Origin of the sequence: Sphingomonas sandaracina, assembly GCF_036663695.1 — a bacterium.
Classification (GTDB): Bacteria; Pseudomonadota; Alphaproteobacteria; order Sphingomonadales; family Sphingomonadaceae; genus Sphingomonas.
In genome coordinates, this window is the sequence record NZ_JAXOJK010000001.1 from 718,085 (window position 1) to 735,300 (window position 17,216).

Annotated in this window: 19 protein-coding genes and 1 tRNA gene; 5 read left to right on the plus strand and 15 right to left on the minus strand. The window is 65.1% G+C overall.

The window, feature by feature from the left end:
- Nucleotides 1–276: 276 nt before the first annotated feature.
- From fghA to U1707_RS03185, 3 genes are read right to left on the minus strand one after another with little or no spacing between them, the layout of a single operon-like run.
- The gene (fghA, locus tag U1707_RS03175) at nt 277–1,113 is read right to left on the minus strand and encodes an S-formylglutathione hydrolase (RefSeq protein ID WP_332798663.1); all 837 of its coding nucleotides are present in this window, start codon (nt 1,111–1,113) and stop codon (nt 277–279) included.
- On the minus strand, nt 1,113–1,496 hold the full coding sequence (locus U1707_RS03180; RefSeq protein ID WP_332798664.1) for a VOC family protein: 384 nt from the start codon (nt 1,494–1,496) through the stop codon (nt 1,113–1,115). The genes fghA and U1707_RS03180 overlap by 1 nt, the downstream gene beginning before the upstream one ends.
- 11 nt (nt 1,497–1,507) lie before the next feature.
- Nucleotides 1,508–2,626 (minus strand): S-(hydroxymethyl)glutathione dehydrogenase/class III alcohol dehydrogenase, encoded by a 1,119-nt coding sequence (locus U1707_RS03185; protein ID WP_332798665.1) that lies wholly within the window; start codon nt 2,624–2,626, stop codon nt 1,508–1,510.
- A 119-nt stretch (nt 2,627–2,745) separates the two neighbouring features.
- Between U1707_RS03185 and U1707_RS03190 the strand changes: the two genes are divergently transcribed.
- The 5 genes from U1707_RS03190 to U1707_RS03210 all read left to right on the plus strand — a co-directional run bounded on the left by U1707_RS03190 (nt 2,746) and on the right by U1707_RS03210 (nt 6,141).
- Nucleotides 2,746–2,949, plus strand: coding sequence for a hypervirulence associated TUDOR domain-containing protein (locus tag U1707_RS03190; protein WP_332798666.1), 204 nt, complete (start codon nt 2,746–2,748; stop codon nt 2,947–2,949).
- A 47-nt stretch (nt 2,950–2,996) separates the two neighbouring features.
- Nucleotides 2,997–3,257 (plus strand): SWIB/MDM2 domain-containing protein, encoded by a 261-nt coding sequence (locus tag U1707_RS03195; protein ID WP_056411383.1) that lies wholly within the window; start codon nt 2,997–2,999, stop codon nt 3,255–3,257.
- 212 nt (nt 3,258–3,469) lie between these two features.
- Nucleotides 3,470–3,546: transfer RNA gene (locus U1707_RS03200), tRNA-Arg, on the plus strand.
- A gap of 59 nt (nt 3,547–3,605) precedes the next feature.
- Entirely contained in the window at nt 3,606–4,478 is an 873-nt protein-coding gene (locus tag U1707_RS03205; RefSeq protein ID WP_332798667.1) for an exonuclease domain-containing protein, read from the plus strand.
- Between the two features lie 91 nt (nt 4,479–4,569).
- On the plus strand, nt 4,570–6,141 hold the full coding sequence (locus U1707_RS03210) for a carboxylesterase/lipase family protein (RefSeq protein ID WP_332798668.1): 1,572 nt from the start codon (nt 4,570–4,572) through the stop codon (nt 6,139–6,141).
- A 4-nt stretch (nt 6,142–6,145) separates the two neighbouring features.
- On the opposite strand, the gene U1707_RS03215 is transcribed toward U1707_RS03210, so the two are convergent.
- The 12 genes from U1707_RS03215 to mutL form a co-directional block, all read right to left on the minus strand.
- Nucleotides 6,146–7,246, minus strand: coding sequence for a lactonase family protein (locus tag U1707_RS03215; protein ID WP_332798669.1), 1,101 nt, complete (start codon nt 7,244–7,246; stop codon nt 6,146–6,148).
- 19 nt (nt 7,247–7,265) lie between these two features.
- The gene (locus U1707_RS03220) at nt 7,266–8,207 is read right to left on the minus strand and encodes a DUF979 domain-containing protein (RefSeq protein WP_332799046.1); all 942 of its coding nucleotides are present in this window, start codon (nt 8,205–8,207) and stop codon (nt 7,266–7,268) included.
- A complete protein-coding gene (locus tag U1707_RS03225; RefSeq protein WP_332798670.1) occupies nt 8,204–8,857 on the minus strand; it encodes a DUF969 domain-containing protein in 654 nt (217 codons plus the stop codon). The genes U1707_RS03220 and U1707_RS03225 overlap by 4 nt, the downstream gene beginning before the upstream one ends.
- A 6-nt stretch (nt 8,858–8,863) precedes the next feature.
- A complete protein-coding gene (gene bla / locus U1707_RS03230) occupies nt 8,864–9,688 on the minus strand; it encodes a subclass B3 metallo-beta-lactamase (protein WP_332798671.1) in 825 nt (274 codons plus the stop codon).
- Between the two features lie 74 nt (nt 9,689–9,762).
- Nucleotides 9,763–11,319, minus strand: a complete 1,557-nt coding sequence (gene guaA / locus U1707_RS03235; RefSeq protein WP_332799047.1) for a glutamine-hydrolyzing GMP synthase — start codon at nt 11,317–11,319, stop codon at nt 9,763–9,765.
- A 159-nt stretch (nt 11,320–11,478) separates the two neighbouring features.
- The gene (gene rplQ / locus U1707_RS03240; RefSeq protein ID WP_332798672.1) at nt 11,479–11,901 is read right to left on the minus strand and encodes a 50S ribosomal protein L17; all 423 of its coding nucleotides are present in this window, start codon (nt 11,899–11,901) and stop codon (nt 11,479–11,481) included.
- 228 nt (nt 11,902–12,129) lie between these two features.
- Nucleotides 12,130–13,200 carry a DNA-directed RNA polymerase subunit alpha gene (locus U1707_RS03245; RefSeq protein WP_031395236.1) on the minus strand — a complete coding sequence of 357 codons (1,071 nt, stop codon included), beginning with the start codon at nt 13,198–13,200 and terminating at the stop codon, nt 12,130–12,132.
- Nucleotides 13,201–13,300: 100 nt separating this feature from the next.
- Complete coding sequence (rpsK, locus tag U1707_RS03250; protein WP_031395237.1) at nt 13,301–13,690, minus strand: 30S ribosomal protein S11; 390 nt, start codon at nt 13,688–13,690, stop codon at nt 13,301–13,303.
- 84 nt (nt 13,691–13,774) lie between these two features.
- Nucleotides 13,775–14,143, minus strand: coding sequence for a 30S ribosomal protein S13 (rpsM, locus tag U1707_RS03255; protein WP_056015521.1), 369 nt, complete (start codon nt 14,141–14,143; stop codon nt 13,775–13,777).
- A 155-nt stretch (nt 14,144–14,298) separates the two neighbouring features.
- Nucleotides 14,299–14,544 carry a hypothetical protein gene (locus U1707_RS03260; protein ID WP_332798673.1) on the minus strand — a complete coding sequence of 82 codons (246 nt, stop codon included), beginning with the start codon at nt 14,542–14,544 and terminating at the stop codon, nt 14,299–14,301.
- Between the two features lie 115 nt (nt 14,545–14,659).
- Nucleotides 14,660–15,280, minus strand: a complete 621-nt coding sequence (locus U1707_RS03265; protein ID WP_332798674.1) for a hypothetical protein — start codon at nt 15,278–15,280, stop codon at nt 14,660–14,662.
- Between the two features lie 52 nt (nt 15,281–15,332).
- On the minus strand, nt 15,333–17,135 hold the full coding sequence (mutL, locus tag U1707_RS03270) for a DNA mismatch repair endonuclease MutL (protein WP_332798675.1): 1,803 nt from the start codon (nt 17,133–17,135) through the stop codon (nt 15,333–15,335).
- Between the last annotated feature and the right edge of the window lie 81 nt (nt 17,136–17,216).

A 17,216-nucleotide genomic window follows, 5' to 3' on the forward strand; every position in this document is an offset into this window, starting at 1 on the left:
TCCCACGACGCCGCCGTCATCCTGACGAAAGTCAGGATCCAGAGCCAATCAGCGCAGCGTTCGTGACCCTGGGTCCTGACTTTCGTCAGGATGACGTGTGGGTGGAGCCACGTGCTGGCTCATGCAGAGCTTGGACTCTCCCTTGCCCTCACCCTTCCCACAGCGAAGGCGCTGCGGGCTGCTTCCCTCTCCCATCGGGAGAGGGAGAGACGCCGAAGGCGGCGAGGGTGAGGGCACGACCTGCAGACCGCCAGCCTTGCACCATCAGAACCGCGGTTAGCGCCCCAGCAGCTCCGCATGCCAGGCGACATGATCGCTCATAAACGTCGAAATGAAATTGTAGCTGTGATCATACCCCCGCTGCATCCGCAAAGTCAGGTCGATCCCCGCCGCCTCGCACGCCGCCGCCAGCAACTCGGGCTTCAACTGCTCGACGCGGAAGCCATCAGCCTCCCCCTGATCGACCAGAATGTCCTTCACCCGCGCACCATCCTCGATCAGCGCACACGCGTCATACGCCCGCCACGCCGTCCGATCCTGCCCGAGGTACCCGCCAAGCGCCTTCTCGCCCCAGGCGCACTGTAGCGGCGCCACGATCGGGGCGAACGCCGAGACGCTCTTGAACCGGTCCGGGCTGCGCAACGCGATCGTCAGTGCGCCGTGGCCCCCCATCGAATGCCCGAAGATTCCCTGCCGCGCCATGTCCGCCATCGGAAACTCAGCCGCGATCAACACCGGCAGTTCGTCCTCGACATAGGACCGCATCCGGAAGTTCTTCGCCCAGGGCTCCTCGGTCGCGTCCACATAGAAACCCGCGCCCTTGCCGAAGTCGTATGCGTCGTCATCCGGCACGTTGTCGCCACGCGGCGACGTATCCGGCGCAACCAGGATCACGCCCAGTTCGGCACACGCCCGCCGATACTCACCCTTGTCCATGACGTTGGCGTGGCTGCAGGTCAGCCCCGACAGGAACCACAACACTGGCAACTGCGCGCCCTCGTCATGCGGCGGCACGTAGACGGCGAAGGTCATGTCGGTACCGGTGGAGGTCGAGGCGTGGCGGTATACGCCCTGAATGCCGCCATACGCCTTGCTGGTGGAGACAGTCTCCATCACGCGACCCGGTGCAGCGCGCAGATCTTGTTCCCCGAAGGATCGCGCAGATACGCAAGGTACAGTTTCCGCCCCCCAGTCGCCTCACGCACACCCGGTGGATCCTCGCAGGGCGCCCCGCCGTTCGCCAGCCCCGCAGCGTGCCACGCATCGGCGGCCTCGGTCGAGGCGGCCGCGAACCCCATCGTGCTGCCGTTGCCGTGGCTCGCCGGCTGCCCGTCGATAGGCTTGGTCAGCAGGAAGCGCCCGCCGTCATGCGCGTAGACCACACGCCCCCAATCGTCCGTGACGCCTTCGGGAACGCCGAGCGCGCCCAAGGCCGCGTCGTAGAACGCCTTCGACGCCGCGATGTCGTCGGCACCGAGCATGATGTGCGTGAACATGGCCCCGCCCCTCAGTAGATCACGACGGAGCGGATGCTCTCGCCGGCGTGCATCAGGTCGAAACCCTTGTTGATCTCGTCCAGCGTCAGGCGGTGCGTGATCATGGGGTCGATCTCGATCTTGCCGTTCATGTACCAGTCGACGATCTTGGGCGTATCGGTCCGCCCGCGCGCGCCGCCGAACGCCGTCCCGCGCCAGTTGCGCCCGGTGACCAGCTGGAACGGCCGCGTCGAGATTTCCTTCCCCGCCTCTGCCACGCCGATCACGATCGAGGTGCCCCAGCCACGATGGCATGCCTCAAGCGCCTGCCGCATGACGGTCGTGTTGCCTGTCGCGTCGAACGTGTAATCCGCGCCGCCGTCGGTCAGCGCGACGATATGCTGGACGATGTCGCCCCCAACGATGGAGGGGTCCTTCGGGTTGGCGAAGTGCGTCATGCCGAAGCGACGCCCCCATTCCTCGCGGTCCGGGTTGAGGTCGACGCCGACGATCATCCCGGCACCGGCAAGCCGCGCGCCCTGGATCACGTTGAGCCCGATCCCGCCAAGTCCGAACACGACGACGGTATCGCCCGGCTGGACCTTCGCCGTGTGGACCACCGCGCCGACGCCCGTCGTCACGCCGCAACCGACGTAGCACGACGTATCGAACGGCGCGTCCTCGCGGATCTTCGCGACCGCGATCTCGGGCAACACGGTGAAGTTCGAGAAGGTCGAGCAACCCATGTAATGGAAGATCGGCTGCCCCTTGTAGCTGAACCGCGTCGTCCCGTCGGGCATCAGCCCTTTCCCCTGCGTCGCGCGGATCGCGGTGCACAGGTTCGTCTTCTGGCTCAGGCACGACTTACACTGGCGACATTCGGGCGTGTAGAGCGGGATGACGTGATCGCCGACCGCGACGCTCGTCACGCCTGCGCCGATCTCGCGAACGATGCCGGCACCCTCATGGCCCAGCACACTCGGAAACAAGCCTTCCGAATCAAGTCCGTCGAGCGTGTACGCGTCGGTATGGCAGATGCCCGTCGCCATGATTTCCACGAGGACTTCGCCGAATTTCGGCCCTTCCAGGTCGAGTTCGACGATCTCGAGCGGTTTTTTTGCCTCGAACGCAACGGCGGCGCGGGTCTTCATCGGTCGGTCTCCTTGATTGCCGCCCTGATGCCCCGCCGACCCCGCGTCCGCAACCCGCCGCTGATGCAACCAAAGCCGTGCTCCAGCGCTTGATCGTTACTTATCAAGGAGATGGAACGATGAAAGATCCGAAGAAAGGCGACGAAGTCACCTGGAACTCGCCCGGCGGCGAAGCGCATGGCACGGTCGAAAAGAAGCAGACCAGCGACACCAAGATCAAGGGTCACACGGTCAAGGCGTCGAAGGAGGAGCCCCAGTTCATCGTAAGGAGTGACAAGGGCGGCAAGGCAGCGCACAAGGCGGACGCGCTCACCAAGGCGTGACCACGCGTGCAGTGCCTAACGCACGCGCGCAACAGGAAGGAATGCTTATGGCTACAGCTCCCAAGACCGGCGGCATCCACGCCCCCGTCCAGCCCTCTCCCGAGCTCGGCGAGATCGTCGGCAACGACAAGCTGCCGCGCAGCGAAGTCATCAGCAAGGTGTGGGTCTACATCAAGGCCAACAACCTCCAGAACCCCGAGAACAAGCGCGAGATTCTGGCTGACGAGAAGCTGAAGAAGGTCTTCGGGCGTGACAAGTGCACGATGTTCGAGATGAACAAGTACATCTCGCAGCACGTCAAGGCCTGACCGCCTGCACTGCACGACAAGAGGCGACGGGGCATCGTAATCGATACCCGTCGCCTCTTGGACGTTCCGGGACGGCCGGTCGGTGCCACAGATCCCGGCCGTGCCCTTGCCGTTCCAACCGACTAGGATAGCGCGCGACTGGGATAACGAGCGACTGGGATAAAGCGCCAAGCTTGATCGTCCCCCCCGACAGGCGTAATGCGCCAGCGGATGCCCCCGTAGCTCAGCCGGATAGAGCGACGGTTTCCTAAACCGTAGGCCGCGTGTTCAAATCTCGCCGGGGGCACCAGCTTTCATCCAGTCACCAAAGCTGTTTATCCGCCCCGCGCATGCGTGCATGGAGAGCGGATGCTCGACACTGTTACCGTGACGCAATCGGATTCTGACGCCCCCCTGCCCCCCGACTTCGTCGTCATCGATGTCGAGACCGCGTGTTCGCGGGTCAGCAGCATCTGTCAGATCGGCATCGTCGGGTTTCGCGACGGCCGAGAGATCTTCGAATACGAAACGCTGGTCGATCCGCGCGACGAATTTCATCTGTTCAACACGCGCATCCACGGCATCGCCGAGCATCATGTCGTCGGCAAGCCGAGCTTCGCCGACGTCCACGCCATAGTTCATCGCCATCTGACCGGTCACACGACGGTCGCGCATTCCTACTTTGACAAGGGCGCAATCGCCGCCGCGTGCAGAATCCATGACCGCCCCGCAATCGAAACGCGGTGGCTCGACAGCGTCCGCGTCGCGCAGCGCGCCTGGCCGGACCTGCCGAGCCATCGTCTCGGCGGGCTCGCGCAATATCTGGGGATCGCGCACAGGCATCACGATGCGCTCAGCGATGCGCGGGCGGCGGGATGGGTCATCGTAAAAGCGATCGACCATACCGGCATCGCCCTGGACGAATGGCTGGCGCCGCCGCGCAAGCCTGGCCCCGCACCGCGCGCCGCGACCGAGGGACCGCTGCGCGGCGAACGCGTCGCCATTCTCGGCCAACCGCGCGATGGTGCGATCGCGCACGGCATCGCCGCACTCGGTGGGCGGATCGTCTCGGCGGTGGGGCCGACGACGACATTGCTGGTGATCGCGGGTGGGCCGCCGTTCGGTTATTCGGTGCGCAACAGCGGCGCGTTCCGCAGGGCCGAGCAGTATCGACGGACGGGCGGCACGATCCGAATCGTGTCCGAACGCGAGCTCGATCTGGCCGTACCCGCGGCGATGTGAACCGCACCGCTGATCGGCATATCGCGCGCCGCCATTGGCAAAGCGATCACAAGATGCGACCATCGGTACAGTAACGGTGGGGGAAGATGGCATGCGGCGAACCTGGTGGGCATCGGCGCTCGGGCTGCTGGCATTCCCGGTGACGGCGCAGCAGGTCAAGGTCGAGCAAGGGGTGCTCGAAGGGGCGCATTTGCCGATGTCGGCGGCACCCGTCGACGGCTATTTCGGCATACCCTATGCCGCACCACCGATCGGAGCGCTGCGCTGGCAGCCTCCAAAAGCCGCACAGCCCTGGACTGGCCCGCGCAAGGCGGACGCGTTCGGCGCGCGGTGCATGCAGCAACCCCTGTACGCCGACATGAAGTTTCGTTCGCCCGGGATCAGCGAGGACTGCCTCACCCTCAATGTATGGACGCCGGCCGGTGCCAAGCGCGGTACCAAGCTTCCCGTGCTGTTCTACATCCACGGCGGGGGCGCGATCGCGGGCGACGGGTCCGAACTGCGCTACGACGGCGCGTCGATGGCCCGCCGAGGAATCGTCGTCGTCACGATCAACTACCGATTGGGCGTCTTCGGCTTCCTGGCGATCAGTGAGATGGCGGCGGAATCCCCCGCCCACGCCGCGGGCAACTACGGCCTGCTCGATCAGGCGGCGGCGCTGGAATGGGTGCGTCGCAACGTCGGCGCCTTTGGGGGTGATCCAACGCGGATCACGATTGCAGGCGAAAGCGCGGGGTCGATGTCGGTCAGCGTCCTGATGACCTCCCCGCTGACCAGGACGCGGTTCGCGCGGGCGATCGGCGAGAGCGGCGGTGTCTTTCCGCCGACGTTCCGGCCGAAATCGCTAGCGACCGCCATGACGCAAGGCGACGCCTTCGCGCGGGCAACCGGTGGGCCCTCGCTTGCTGCGCTCCGCGCGCTGCCGGCGGCCGATTTGCTCAAGGCGCAAGGGCAGGATCACGTCGGTGCGGACTTCATCGTCGATGGACTGTTCCTGACCGAGCCGCCGATCGATACCTATGCGGCTGGTCGTGCCGCCCGCGTGCCCTTGCTGGTCGGCTCGAATTCGCAGGAGGGTGCGTGGACCAACATCCTGCGGGATCGGCCGCCCACGGTTGCGAACTACCGCACGGCGATCGGCCGTACCTACGCAGACGCGGACGCACTGTTCGCGCTCTACCCCGCATCCTCCGACACAGACGTTCCCGCCGCCGCGACTGCGTTGGCGAGCGACGCGTTTCTCGGCGCATCGACCTGGAAATGGTTCGACCTGCATCGGCGCTCGCAGCAACCCGCCTATTATTATTATTTCGCGCACCCCCGCCCCCGCGCGCTTCCCCCGCTGACCAATCCCGATGTCCCACCGATCGGCGCGGTGCACAGCGCGGAGATCGAGTATGCGCTGGGCAATCTCGATACGAACCCGGCCTATGCCTGGACTGCCGACGACCGCCGGATATCGACGCTGTTCCAGGGCTATTTCGCTGCGTTCATCAAGACCGGGTCCCCCAACGCCGCCGGGTTGCCGCGCTGGTCGCCTGCGCCTCCAGGCGGAGGACCGATCCTGCGGCAGACGGTCGACGTCGATACGCGCGCGACGCCGTTCGACGCGCAGGCCCGCTACGAGGCTGCGGTGCCGCTACTGGAACGACGGGCCCGCTGACCGATCAGAGTCGGTCCAGAAAGACTGCGCCGGGCACGGCAATCTGCTGCCCGGTGGCGGACAACCGGCCGTCGGTGCCTATCGCAAGGATCGCCAGCGTCGCCGATCGCTCGTTGGCGACGACCATCCGTTGCGCGTCGTCGAGCAACAAGAAGAAGCGCGGCCAGTCACCGCCGCTGGAGATATGCTGGAGCAGCGTCGGCACACCCGCCGCATCGAGCGCGAACACGGCGATGCCGTTTTGCCCGCGGTTCGAAACGTAGACCCGCCGGCCTTTCGCATCGATCGCGATATGCGCGGCCTGCGACGCGCCACGATAGCCCGACGGCAGCGTCGAGAGGCGCGATCGCGTCACGAAGCTGCCATCCGCGCGTGACCCGAGCGTCATCAGCGTATTGGTCAGTTCGCAAACGACGTAGGCGCAAGGCAATTTGGGGTGATGCACGAGGTGGCGTGGTCCGGCGCCGGGATCCGCATGCCAGGCGGCAACCGGGCGGGCCAGCGTCCGCGCTGTCGGATCGAAGCGGTAGGCGTAGATCGTGTCCGTTCCCAGGTCGACCGAATGCAACCATCGCCGGTCCGGGCTGAACCCGACCCAGTGCGCGTGCGGCCCCTCCTGACACGCCGTATTGGGGCCGGTCCCAACATGATCGAACAGCACCGGGTCGCCGGGAACGCCGGTGCGCGGATCGAGCGTATAGAACGCGACGCCACCGCTGGAATAATTGGCGACGGCCAGGCATCCGCTGCCGCGGTCAAGCGCGATGTAGCAGGGATCCGCACCCTTGGTAGGCGCGGTGCCCGCTTTCACCCAGCCGGGCGTGTACGCCGATATCTCGCCACGGGCCTTCTCGCGGACGAGATAATAGGCGCCGCCGGGGCCGCGCCCCACGCCGAATGACGCGTCGTCGATGCCGGTGATCGGTGCCTCGACCTGCCAGCGGTCGCGATCGGCATCATAGACGATCGGGTAGAGGCCCTTGCCACCCTCGCGCGCATACGTGCCCGCGATCAACCGCACCGAACGTTTGGCGAGTGCGGGGACGGCAATCGTCGCCGCCATCGCGGTCAGCGCGGATCGTCGGGTCATCGTCCAGTCGGTCATCACCAGCCCTTATGCATGCTCATCGAAAACCCAACCAGTATAGCAGACCGATGTTGACCGCGAGCAACGGCAGCGCGGTCGGTATCTGGGCACGAATGACGGCGTTCTTGTCCTTGAGTTCCAGCAGCGCGGCGGGGACCAGATTGAAGTTCGCCGCCATCGGCGTCATCAGCGTGCCGCAGAACCCGCAGAGCATGCCGATCGCCGCGACCACCGCGGGGTCTCCGCCATAGTGCCGGACAAGCAGCGGGATGCCGATCGCTGCGGCCATCACCGGAAACGCCGCGAACGCGTTGCCCATGACCATCGTGAACAGCGCCATGCCGAGCGTGTAGGCGAGCACCGCGCCGATCAGGCTGCCCTCGGGAATCGCATGGCCCGCCAGACCGCCGACCACATCGCCGACACCGGCCAGCGCGAAGACCGCGCCGAGGCTCGCCAGCATCTGCGGCAGGACGGCGGCCCAGCCGATCGCGTCCATAAGCCGGACGCCCTCCGCGAGGGGCGTTGCAGGGCGTGGGCGGAACCAGAGGTGCATCGCGACCAGCGCGATCAGCACGCCGCAGGTGAGCGCGACGAGCGTCGCCTGCTTCGGGTCAACAAGGCTCGGGACTACGCGGAATAAGACCGTTCCGCCGAGTGCTGCGGCCGGGATGATCAGTGCGGGGAGGAATATCCGGTTACCGAACCGGGCGTCCTCGACACGCCGTTCGTCGAGCGTGGTGGTGGCACGCCCGCCCCGTCCCATCGCACCCGAGCCGGCGATCGCCACCAGCGTCAGGACGAGAACGCCGTTGCCGACATCACCGAGCTTTCCACCGAACAGGAAGCTGATTGCCAGCATGGCGTAGAACGCCGCGTTGCCAAAGCGCTTCGGGTTGGCGCGGTCGGTCGCGCTCAGACACGCGAATGCCGCGAACATCAGCCCGGCGACGCCGTAAATGAAGCCGGTGCCGATCAGCGCGCGCGCGCCAGTCGGCGATCGAGCAGCCACAGCCGAAAGCCGTGGATGACGAACGCGGCGATCGCGGTCGGGATCGCCCACATCGAAAGGTGGAGCGGCTGGATGACGATGCCGTAGCCCTCCAGCACGCCCTTCATCAGCAGGATCGAACCGATCGCGATGAAGATGTCCTCGCCGAAGAACAGCCCGATATTGTCGGTCGCGGCCGCCATCGCGGGGATGCGGTCACCACCGGGCGCTACGCCCTGCGCTTCGGCGGCGGCTTCGGCCATCGGTGCTACCAGGGGGCGGACGCTTTGCGCCGGGCCGGCGATCGAGGTCAGGCCGAGCGCCGCGGTAAGCTGGCGGAACAGCAGGTAGCCGATCAGCAGGCGGCCGACGGTCGCGCCCCTGAGCTTGCCGATCGCGAGCCGCGCGCGCTCCTGAAGGCCGTGGCGTTCGAGCATGCCGATCACCGGCAGCACGATGTAGATCACGGTGACGTAGCGGTTTTCGTTGAACGCCTTCCCGAACGCGGCGAGGATCGCGAGCGGCGAGATCCCGGCGGCCAGGCCGGTAACGAGCGCGGAGACCGCGACGACGAGCAACGGATTGAACCGGAGCAGGAAGCCAGCGACGATCACCGCGATACCGCACAGGACCAGCACTGCGGCCTAGCGCGCCTGCTTGGCGAGATCGGCGACGAAACCGGTCCGCGCCTTCGCGACGATCCTCGGCAGCAGCGTGGGATCAACGAATGCGGTGGCGTCACCGGCAGCGTGGCGCTTGCCGCGGGCGATCACGTCGGCGAGTTCGGGATGCGACGGCAGGACGATGTCCGCATGCAAGGTGCCGAGCATCGCGATACTGCGGCGATAGTCGGCGACGATGCCGGGATAGGCCCGGTTGCCGATCAGGCGGTTGCCGGCGACGCTAACGCTGCACGGGAACACGACGTCGAGCGCCCGCGGTTTGGCGGGGATCCGCATGGTCCAGGTGGTGCAGCCGGGTGTGTGGCCCGGCGTGGCGCGTGCAGTCAACGTGACGTTGCCGAGGGTGACCTTGTCGCCATCGCGGACGCCGCGGTCGACCTGAACGGCCGGGAAGCGGATGACGCCGTAACTGGTCTCGCCCGGTGGCACGCCGGTTTCGAGCGCGCGGACATCGCGAGCGCCAGCGACGACGCGCGCGCCGGTCGCACGCTTGAGCGCGGCCACGCCGGCGGCATGATCGAAGTGCGCGTGGGTGACGAGGATCAGCTTCACGTCGCGTGGACGGACTCCGGCAGCGGAAATATTGCGCTCGATCATGCCGGCATTCTCGGCGAGCGTGCCGTCGATCAGGATCGCACCTGCGCTGGTCTTGATCAAATAGGCGGCGATGCCTTCGCTGCCGACATAGGTAATGCGGCCGGCAATCGGGAACGGTGCCTGCGGGAGCGTCCAGGCCGGCGGGTCACCGGCCGCTACGGTTAGCAGCGGAGCTGCGACAAGAAGCACGCGTGTGAGGCTGCGGCGGCTTGCGCCGCCGAGCGAACGGGACAGCCATGCCCCGCATGGCTGTTGTTTCCCGTTCACTCCCACTCGATCGTGCCGGGCGGCTTCGAGGTGTAGTCGTAGGTGACGCGGTTGATGCCCTTCACCTCGTTGATGATCCGGGTCGCGACGCGTGGCAGGAAGTCGCCGGGGAACTGGAACGCCTGTGCGGTCATGCCGTCGGTCGAGGTGACCGCGCGAAGGGCCAGCACGTTGTCGTAGGTGCGGCCGTCGCCCATCACGCCGACGCTGCGGACGGGCAACAGCACCGCGAACGCCTGCCAGATCGTGTCGTAGAGCCCCGCCGCGCGGATCTCCTCCAGGTAGATCGCGTCGGCCTTGCGCAGGATGTCGCAGCGTTCCTTGGTGACTTCGCCGGGAATGCGGATCGCGAGGCCGGGTCCGGGGAACGGATGACGGCCGACGAATATCTCAGGCAGGCCGAGTTCGCGCCCCAACACGCGGACCTCGTCCTTGAACAGTTCGCGCAACGGCTCGACGAGCTTCATGTTCATGCGCTCGGGCAGGCCGCCGACATTGTGGTGGCTCTTGATCGTCACCGACGGGCCACCGGTGAAGCTGACGCTCTCGATCACGTCCGGGTACAGCGTACCCTGCGCGAGGAACTCCGCACCGCCGAGCTTCTTCGCTTCGGTGTCGAAAACGTCGATGAAGGTCTTGCCGATGAACTTGCGCTTCAGCTCGGGGTCGGTGATCCCGGCGAGGCCGCTGAGGAACAGTTCCTCGACGTTCACGTGGATCAGCGGGATGTTGTAGGCGCCGCGGAAGAGGCTGACGACCTGCTCGCTCTCGCCCGCGCGCATCAGGCCGTGGTCGACATAGACGCAGGTGAGCTGCTCGCCGATCGCCTCGTGGATCAGCACCGCGGCGACCGCGGAGTCGACGCCGCCGGACAGGCCGCAGATGACGCGGCCCTTGCCGACCTGTGCGCGGATTTCCGCAATCTTGGTCTCGCGGAACTCCGCCATCGTCCAGTCGCCGCTCAGGCCGCAGACGTGGCGCGCGAAGTTCGCGATCAGCTTGCCGCCATCGGGCGTGTGGACGACCTCGGGGTGGAACTGCACGCCGTAGAAGCGCCGCGCCTCGTCGGCGACGATCGCGTAGGGTGCGCCGGTCGAGGTGGCGACGGGTGTGAAGCCGGGCGGGATCGCGTCGACCTTGTCGCCGTGGCTCATCCAGACCTGGTGGCGTTCGCCCTCTGCCCACAGGCCGTCGAACAGCGCGCAGTTGGACTTGACCTCGATGAAGGCGCTGCCGAACTCGCCGCCGTCGCCCGAAACGATCACGTTGCCGCCGAGCTGTGCGGACATGACCTGCTGGCCGTAGCAGATGCCGAGGATCGGAATGCCGGCCTCGAAGAAGTGCTGCGGCACGCGCGGGGAGTTCTCGGCGGTGACCGAGGCGGGGCCGCCGGAGAGGATGATGCCCTTGGGCTGCATCCGGTCGAACGCGGCCTCGGCGGACTGGAAGGGGGCGATCTCGCTATAGACGCCGGCCTCGCGCACGCGGCGGGCGATCAGCTGGGTTACCTGGCTGCCGAAATCGACGATGAGAATGCTGTCTGGGTGCTCCATGTCGGGCGCATAGCCGGATGAGCCCCGTAACGAAAGAGGCCGCGCCCATTGCTGGACGCGGCCCTTTACGGTTTCCATGTTCTCCTGCGGACGCAGGAGCCCAGGGTAACGGACGATCACGCTTGTGATCCTGGACTCCTGCGTGCGCAGGAGAACGGATTAGGCGGCGTCGTCATACTCGGTGTCCGACATCACCGGGCCCGAGTCCTGGCCCTTCGCCGAGACGTCGCGATCGACGAGCTCGATGACGGCCATCGGCGAGGCGTCCGACATGCGGATACCGGCCTTGATGACGCGGGTGTAGCCGCCGTTGCGATCCGCATAGCGGGTCGCGAGCGTGTCGAACAACTTGATCAGCTGCGCATCGTCGAGCAGCTTGCCGTGCGCGAGACGACGGTTGGACAGGCCACCCTTCTTCGCGAGCGTGATCAGCTTCTCGATGTAAGGACGCAGTTCCTTCGCCTTGGCGACGGTGGTGGTGATCTGCTCGTGCTTGATGAGCGCGGCGCTCATGTTGCGGAAAAGAGCAAGACGGTGGGCCGAGGTCCGCTGAAGCTTACGGCCGCCTACGCGATGGCGCATGTTTAATACCTTTTCGTTCGTTCAGGGGCCGTGTGAGGTACCCGGGAGCTGGTCGCCGTTGAGGCCGCGACCGATCGCCTTTCGTTCAAAGGTTAGGATAAGGTCACGCCGACGACGCTTCCTTAGCCATTCCTAATTGTCTCTCCGCGAAGGCGGGGACCCAGTCTGGGCACCCGCCTTCGCGGGTGAACAAGAGGTCGGGGCCGATATTACTCGGCCCCGAACCACTTACCCCATTATCTCTTGCTCGAGCTTCTTGGCCATCTCTTCGATGTTCTCAGGCGGCCAGCCGGGGATTTCCATACCCAGGCGAAGACCCATCGACGACAGCACTTCCTTGATCTCGTTCAAGGACTTGCGGCCAAAGTTAGGCGTACGCAGCATCTCGGCTTCGGTCTTGCCGACCAGATCGCCGATGTAGATGATGTTGTCGTTCTTGAGGCAGTTCGCCGAACGCACCGACAGTTCCAACTCGTCGACCTTCTTGAGAAGGTAACGGTTGATCTGCTGGGTGTCGCCTGCGGGCTCCGCACCACCGGCAGCGGGCGCTGCCTGGCCGATCGGGGCCGACGAACGGGTCACCGACGAATCGTCGAAGTGGACGAACAGCGCCAGCTGGTCCTGGAGGATGCGACCGGCATAGCCGACTGCGTCTTCCGGGGTGATCGTGCCGTCGGTTTCGATCGTCAGCGTCAGCTTGTCGTAATCCAGGTCCTGACCGACGCGGGTCGGGTCGACCTTGTACGAAACCTGACGTACCGGCGAGTACAGCGCATCGACCGGGATCAGACCGATCGGCGCATCGGCCGGGCGGTTTGCGGTCGCGGGCACGTAACCCTTACCGATGTCGGCGGTCAGCTCCATGTTGAGCGTCGCACCCTCATCGAGGTGGCAGATCACGAGATCCTTGTTCATGATCTCGATGTCGCCCGAGACGGCGATGTCGCCGGCCTTGACTTCACCCGGACCCGTTGCCGAGAGCTGGAGGCGCTTGGGCCCCTCGCCCTGCATGCGGATCGCGATCTGCTTCACGTTGAGGACGATGTCGGTCACGTCCTCGCGGACGCCGGCCAGGCTCGAGAACTCATGCAGCACGTTCTCGATCTTGATCGAGGTCACGGCCGCGCCCTGCAGCGACGAGAGCAACACGCGACGCAGCGCGTTGCCGAGCGTCAGGCCGAAGCCACGCTCGAGCGGCTCGGCGATGAAGGTCGCCTTGCGCTTGGTGTCGCCACCGGCCTTTTTCTCCAGGCCGCTGGGCTTCTTGAGTTCCTGCCAGTTCTTTGCGTTGACAGACACATGCTTCCCCTAATTTGGGGGCCGGCGAAAAGGACTTCCGCCGACCGTTAAAATGCACCCGTGCCGCGCGATCAACCGCGCACGGGCAACGTCGGAGAAATCAGACGCGACGACGCTTCGAAGGACGAACGCCGTTGTGCGGGATCGAGGTCACGTCGCGGATCGACGTGATCTGGAAACCGACTGCCTGAAGTGCGCGCAGTGCCGACTCGCGACCCGAGCCGGGGCCCTTGACCTCGACTTCGATCGTGCGGACGCCGTGCTCGGCGGCCTTCTTGCCGGCGTCTTCCGCTGCGACCTGGGCCGCATACGGAGTCGACTTGCGCGAGCCCTTGAAGCCCATTGCGCCGGCCGACGACCACGAGATCGCGTTGCCCTGGGCATCGGTGATCGTGATCATGGTGTTGTTGAAGCTGGCATTAACGTGAGCGACGCCAGAGGTGATGTTCTTGCGCTCGCGCCGCTTAATGCGCTGAGGTTCGCGTGCCATGGTGTATTTCCTGACCTGTATCTGCGTGACGCCGGGCGGTCCGTCGGGACCAGCGCCGGCGGAGTAATCCATTCGAAAAGTGGATTACTTCTTCTTGCCGGCGATCGGCTTGGCCTTGCCCTTGCGGGTGCGCGCATTGGTATGCGTGCGCTGGCCGCGGACCGGGAGGCCCTTGCGATGACGCAGGCCGCGATAGCAGGCGAGATCCATCAGGCGCTTGATGTTCATCGAGGTCTGGCGGCGCAGATCGCCCTCGACGGTGTGATCGGCGTCGATCGTCTCGCGGATGTGCAGGACTTCCTGGTCGGTCAGGTCCTGGACGCGTGCGGTATCGGCGATGCCGAGCTTCGCGACGATTTCCTTGGCCTTGGTCGAACCGATGCCGTGAATATAGGTCAGCGCGATCACCACGCGCTTGTTGGTCGGGATATTAACACCCGCGATACGTGCCATGAACTTGGTTCTCCTGCTCCACGAGGTCCGGCATGGCTGCACGGCCCTCATCTCCTAGCGATGAACCGAAACGCACGATAGCGGCGAACGCAGACAAGCGCCGCCGGGAACCGTCGTGTCGGGGAGAGGTCAATTAGGGCCGCGCAAACGCACTGTCAAGCGAGCGGTTCCGCGGTTTGCGCGGCAGCGTTGCGCATCTTCAGCCAGCGGCGGAACGAGACGACCGTCCAGATGAGCTCCACCACCCCGAACGGCCACGCACCCTGGAGGAAGCCATAAATCGAGCCGAGGACGCAGCCGAACGCGAAGCCGAGCGTCCACCAGTGTGATCCGGCCTCCTTGGCGTAGCATAGCAGGGTGAAGGATACTGCGGCCAGGCCGAATAGGGAGAGTGCGTCCATATGTTGCGCTGTGCACTGGATGATCGGCAGAGGCTACGGGAGATGCGTGAGAATCATACAAAGTGCAGAGAGCGTAAGGATACTGCACTAAAATCTAATGATCCGCCAGATTGAACTAGGGGCGCGCTTGCTTTATCGTATCCGCTTTTACAATATTGTCTATCACCCGCTCTATCATCCCTCCATCTCGCGGAAGACTTTTATAGTAATCCATGCCTTCCCTTTTAAGTAACGCAGTCTGAGGAAAAAATTCGCCGCTCTGATCAACTACCTTAAATTCCAGACACCCCTCTGCCGTTCGCGATAGATCAACATTCGCCAGCGTGACTGGCTTTCCGCCAATCCAGTCGAGTACCCTTATTCTCGATTTGCTGCGATAGACAGCGCCAACGACCGTTGCTTCGGGCCATGCAAAATTCTTCTGCAACCCTTTGGACATAACCTCCCCATGGATAGCATCGCTATCAACCTGGAGAGCGAGGTCCAGTCCACTGCCCTTTAACGTTGATTTCGGGAGCCCGTCGTCCAGATCTCCCACTTCAAACGGATCCCCCTTGCAGGTTTTTACTAAACTCCAATTTCCGTTCGATTTTCCGTCGACGGGCGCCCAAAGCCCCACTCCCTCAGCGGCGGCCGGCAGTTCCTTTCGAAAGCTGTTTATCTGAGCCGGCAGATTGAGCAGCCCCATAAATAAAGCAGCTACCCATCCCGAAATTGCGAAGACGTTTTTGTGCATTACGCAATCATAGTCTCAGCCTTCGCTACAGTGCCATAAATTATAAGCTCCACTATTTTCGCCCGAAGAGCTTCTCGATATCGCCGTGTGCGAGTTTCACCCAGGTAGGGCGGCCGTGGTTGCATTGGCCGGAATGGGGGGTGACTTCCATTTCGCGGAGAAGCGCGTTCATTTCGGGGACCGACAGGATGCGGCCGGCTCGGACGGAGCCGTGGCAGGCCATCGTGCCGGCTACTGCGTCAAGGCGCTCCTTTAGGGAGAGGGCTTCGTCGAAGGCGGCGAGTTCGTCGGCTAGGTCGGTGACCAGGCCCTTCGGGTCGCTTTGGCCGAGCAGTGCGGGGGTGGCGCGGACGAGCATGGCGTGGGGGCCGAAGCGTTCGAGGTCGAGGCCGAATTCGGAGAGTTCTTCGGCGCGGGATTCGAGGCGGTCGCAGGCGGATTCGTCGAGTTCTACGACTTCGGGGATCAGGAGGGCCTGGCTGGCGATGGTGCCGCCGATCAGCGCCGCGCGCATGCGTTCTAGGACGAGGCGTTCGTGGGCGGCGTGCTGGTCGACGAGGACGAGGCCGTCTTCGGCTTCGGCGACTATGTAGGTCTTGGCGACCTGGCCTCTGGCTACGCCCATCGGGAAGGCGGTGGTTTGGGGTGGGGGTGTCCAGGCGGGTTCGGCTCTTGCCTGTGGGGGAGACGCGAAGAACGTTGGACGGGCGTCGTTGACTGCGCCGTAGTGGCGGTTTTCTAGCGGTAGTCTTTGGGGCGTGCCCTCACCTTCCCATCCGCTTTGCGGACGGGCCCCTTCCTCTCCCCCGAGGGGAGAGGAGTTTTCCGGTTGCCACATGGAAAGGGCGGACTCGCTGGCGCGTTGGCTGCGGTGGCCGGCGGCATCGAGGGCGCGGCGCAAGCCGGAGACTATGAGGCCTCTCACCATTGCGGGATCGCGGAAGCGGACTTCGGTTTTGGCGGGGTGGACGTTGACGTCGACCTGGTCGGTGGGGATGTCGAGGAACAGCGCTACGACGGCGTGGCGGTCGCGCGGGAGCATCTCGGCATAGGCGCCGCGGATCGCGCCCATCAGCAGGCGGTCCTTCACCGGGCGGCCGTTGACGAAGAGATACTGGTGGTCGGCGATGCCGCGATTGTAGGTCGGCAGGCTGGCGACACCGCCTAGCACGAGGCCTTCGCGTTCGAAGTCGATCGCGACCGAATTGTCGGCGAGCCCGCGGTCGGTGAGCGTCGCCACCCTGCCCGGCCGGTCCTCGACCTGCATCGCCGACAGCGCGCGCCGCCCGTCATGCTCCAGCGTAAAGCCGATATCGGGCCGCGCCATCGCGAGCCGGCGGACGACGTCGAGACAGGCGGCGTATTCGGCGCGCGGGGAGCGGAGGAACTTGCGGCGGGCGGGGACGCGGGCGAACAGATCCTCGACGACGACGCGCGTGCCGGGCGGGAGTGCGGCAGGGCCTTCGCGCTCCACGCGGCCATTGTCGACGGTCCGAGCCCAGCCCTCGGCGCCGCGGATCCGGCTCTCGATCGTCAGCCGAGCTACGCTCGCGATCGAGGGTAGCGCCTCGCCCCGAAAACCGAGCGTCACGACCGATTCGATAAACTCGTCGGGCAGCTTCGAGGTCGCGTGGCGTTCGAGCGCCAGCGCCATGTCGGTGGGTGTCATGCCGCAGCCATCGTCGGCGACTTCGATCCGCGACGTGCCCCCCTCTACAAGGACAATCGCGATGCGCCCTGCCCCTGCGTCGATCGCGTTTTCGACTAACTCCTTCAACGCGCTGGCGGGTCTTTCCACCACTTCACCGGCGGCGATACGATTGACCAGATGCTCGGGGAGACGCCGTATTGACATGGGTTTGCGTCTAGACCAAGCGACGGCATCCCGCGACCCGCAAACGCCATGTATATGTATAGGCACCCGGTCTTAAAAACG

Bases quoted from the DNA above. Each gene is read 5' to 3' on its own strand.
- U1707_RS03210 (WP_332798668.1), top strand. From the start codon at position 4,570: ATGCGGCGAACCTGGTGGGCATCGGCGCTCGGGCTGCTGGCATTCCCG.
- U1707_RS03180 (WP_332798664.1), bottom strand. From the start codon at position 1,496: ATGTTCACGCACATCATGCTCGGTGCCGACGACATCGCGGCGTCGAAG.
- U1707_RS03185 (WP_332798665.1), bottom strand. From the start codon at position 2,626: ATGAAGACCCGCGCCGCCGTTGCGTTCGAGGCAAAAAAACCGCTCGAG.
- fghA (WP_332798663.1), bottom strand. From the start codon at position 1,113: ATGGAGACTGTCTCCACCAGCAAGGCGTATGGCGGCATTCAGGGCGTA.
- rplQ (WP_332798672.1), bottom strand. From the start codon at position 11,901: ATGCGCCATCGCGTAGGCGGCCGTAAGCTTCAGCGGACCTCGGCCCAC.
- U1707_RS03215 (WP_332798669.1), bottom strand. From the start codon at position 7,246: ATGACCGACTGGACGATGACCCGACGATCCGCGCTGACCGCGATGGCG.
- rpsK (WP_031395237.1), bottom strand. From the start codon at position 13,690: ATGGCACGCGAACCTCAGCGCATTAAGCGGCGCGAGCGCAAGAACATC.
- rpsM (WP_056015521.1), bottom strand. From the start codon at position 14,143: ATGGCACGTATCGCGGGTGTTAATATCCCGACCAACAAGCGCGTGGTG.
- guaA (WP_332799047.1), bottom strand. From the start codon at position 11,319: ATGGAGCACCCAGACAGCATTCTCATCGTCGATTTCGGCAGCCAGGTA.
- U1707_RS03195 (WP_056411383.1), top strand. From the start codon at position 2,997: ATGGCTACAGCTCCCAAGACCGGCGGCATCCACGCCCCCGTCCAGCCC.
- U1707_RS03260 (WP_332798673.1), bottom strand. From the start codon at position 14,544: ATGGACGCACTCTCCCTATTCGGCCTGGCCGCAGTATCCTTCACCCTG.
- mutL (WP_332798675.1), bottom strand. From the start codon at position 17,135: ATGTCAATACGGCGTCTCCCCGAGCATCTGGTCAATCGTATCGCCGCC.
- U1707_RS03190 (WP_332798666.1), top strand. From the start codon at position 2,746: ATGAAAGATCCGAAGAAAGGCGACGAAGTCACCTGGAACTCGCCCGGC.
- U1707_RS03205 (WP_332798667.1), top strand. From the start codon at position 3,606: ATGCTCGACACTGTTACCGTGACGCAATCGGATTCTGACGCCCCCCTG.
- U1707_RS03265 (WP_332798674.1), bottom strand. From the start codon at position 15,280: ATGCACAAAAACGTCTTCGCAATTTCGGGATGGGTAGCTGCTTTATTT.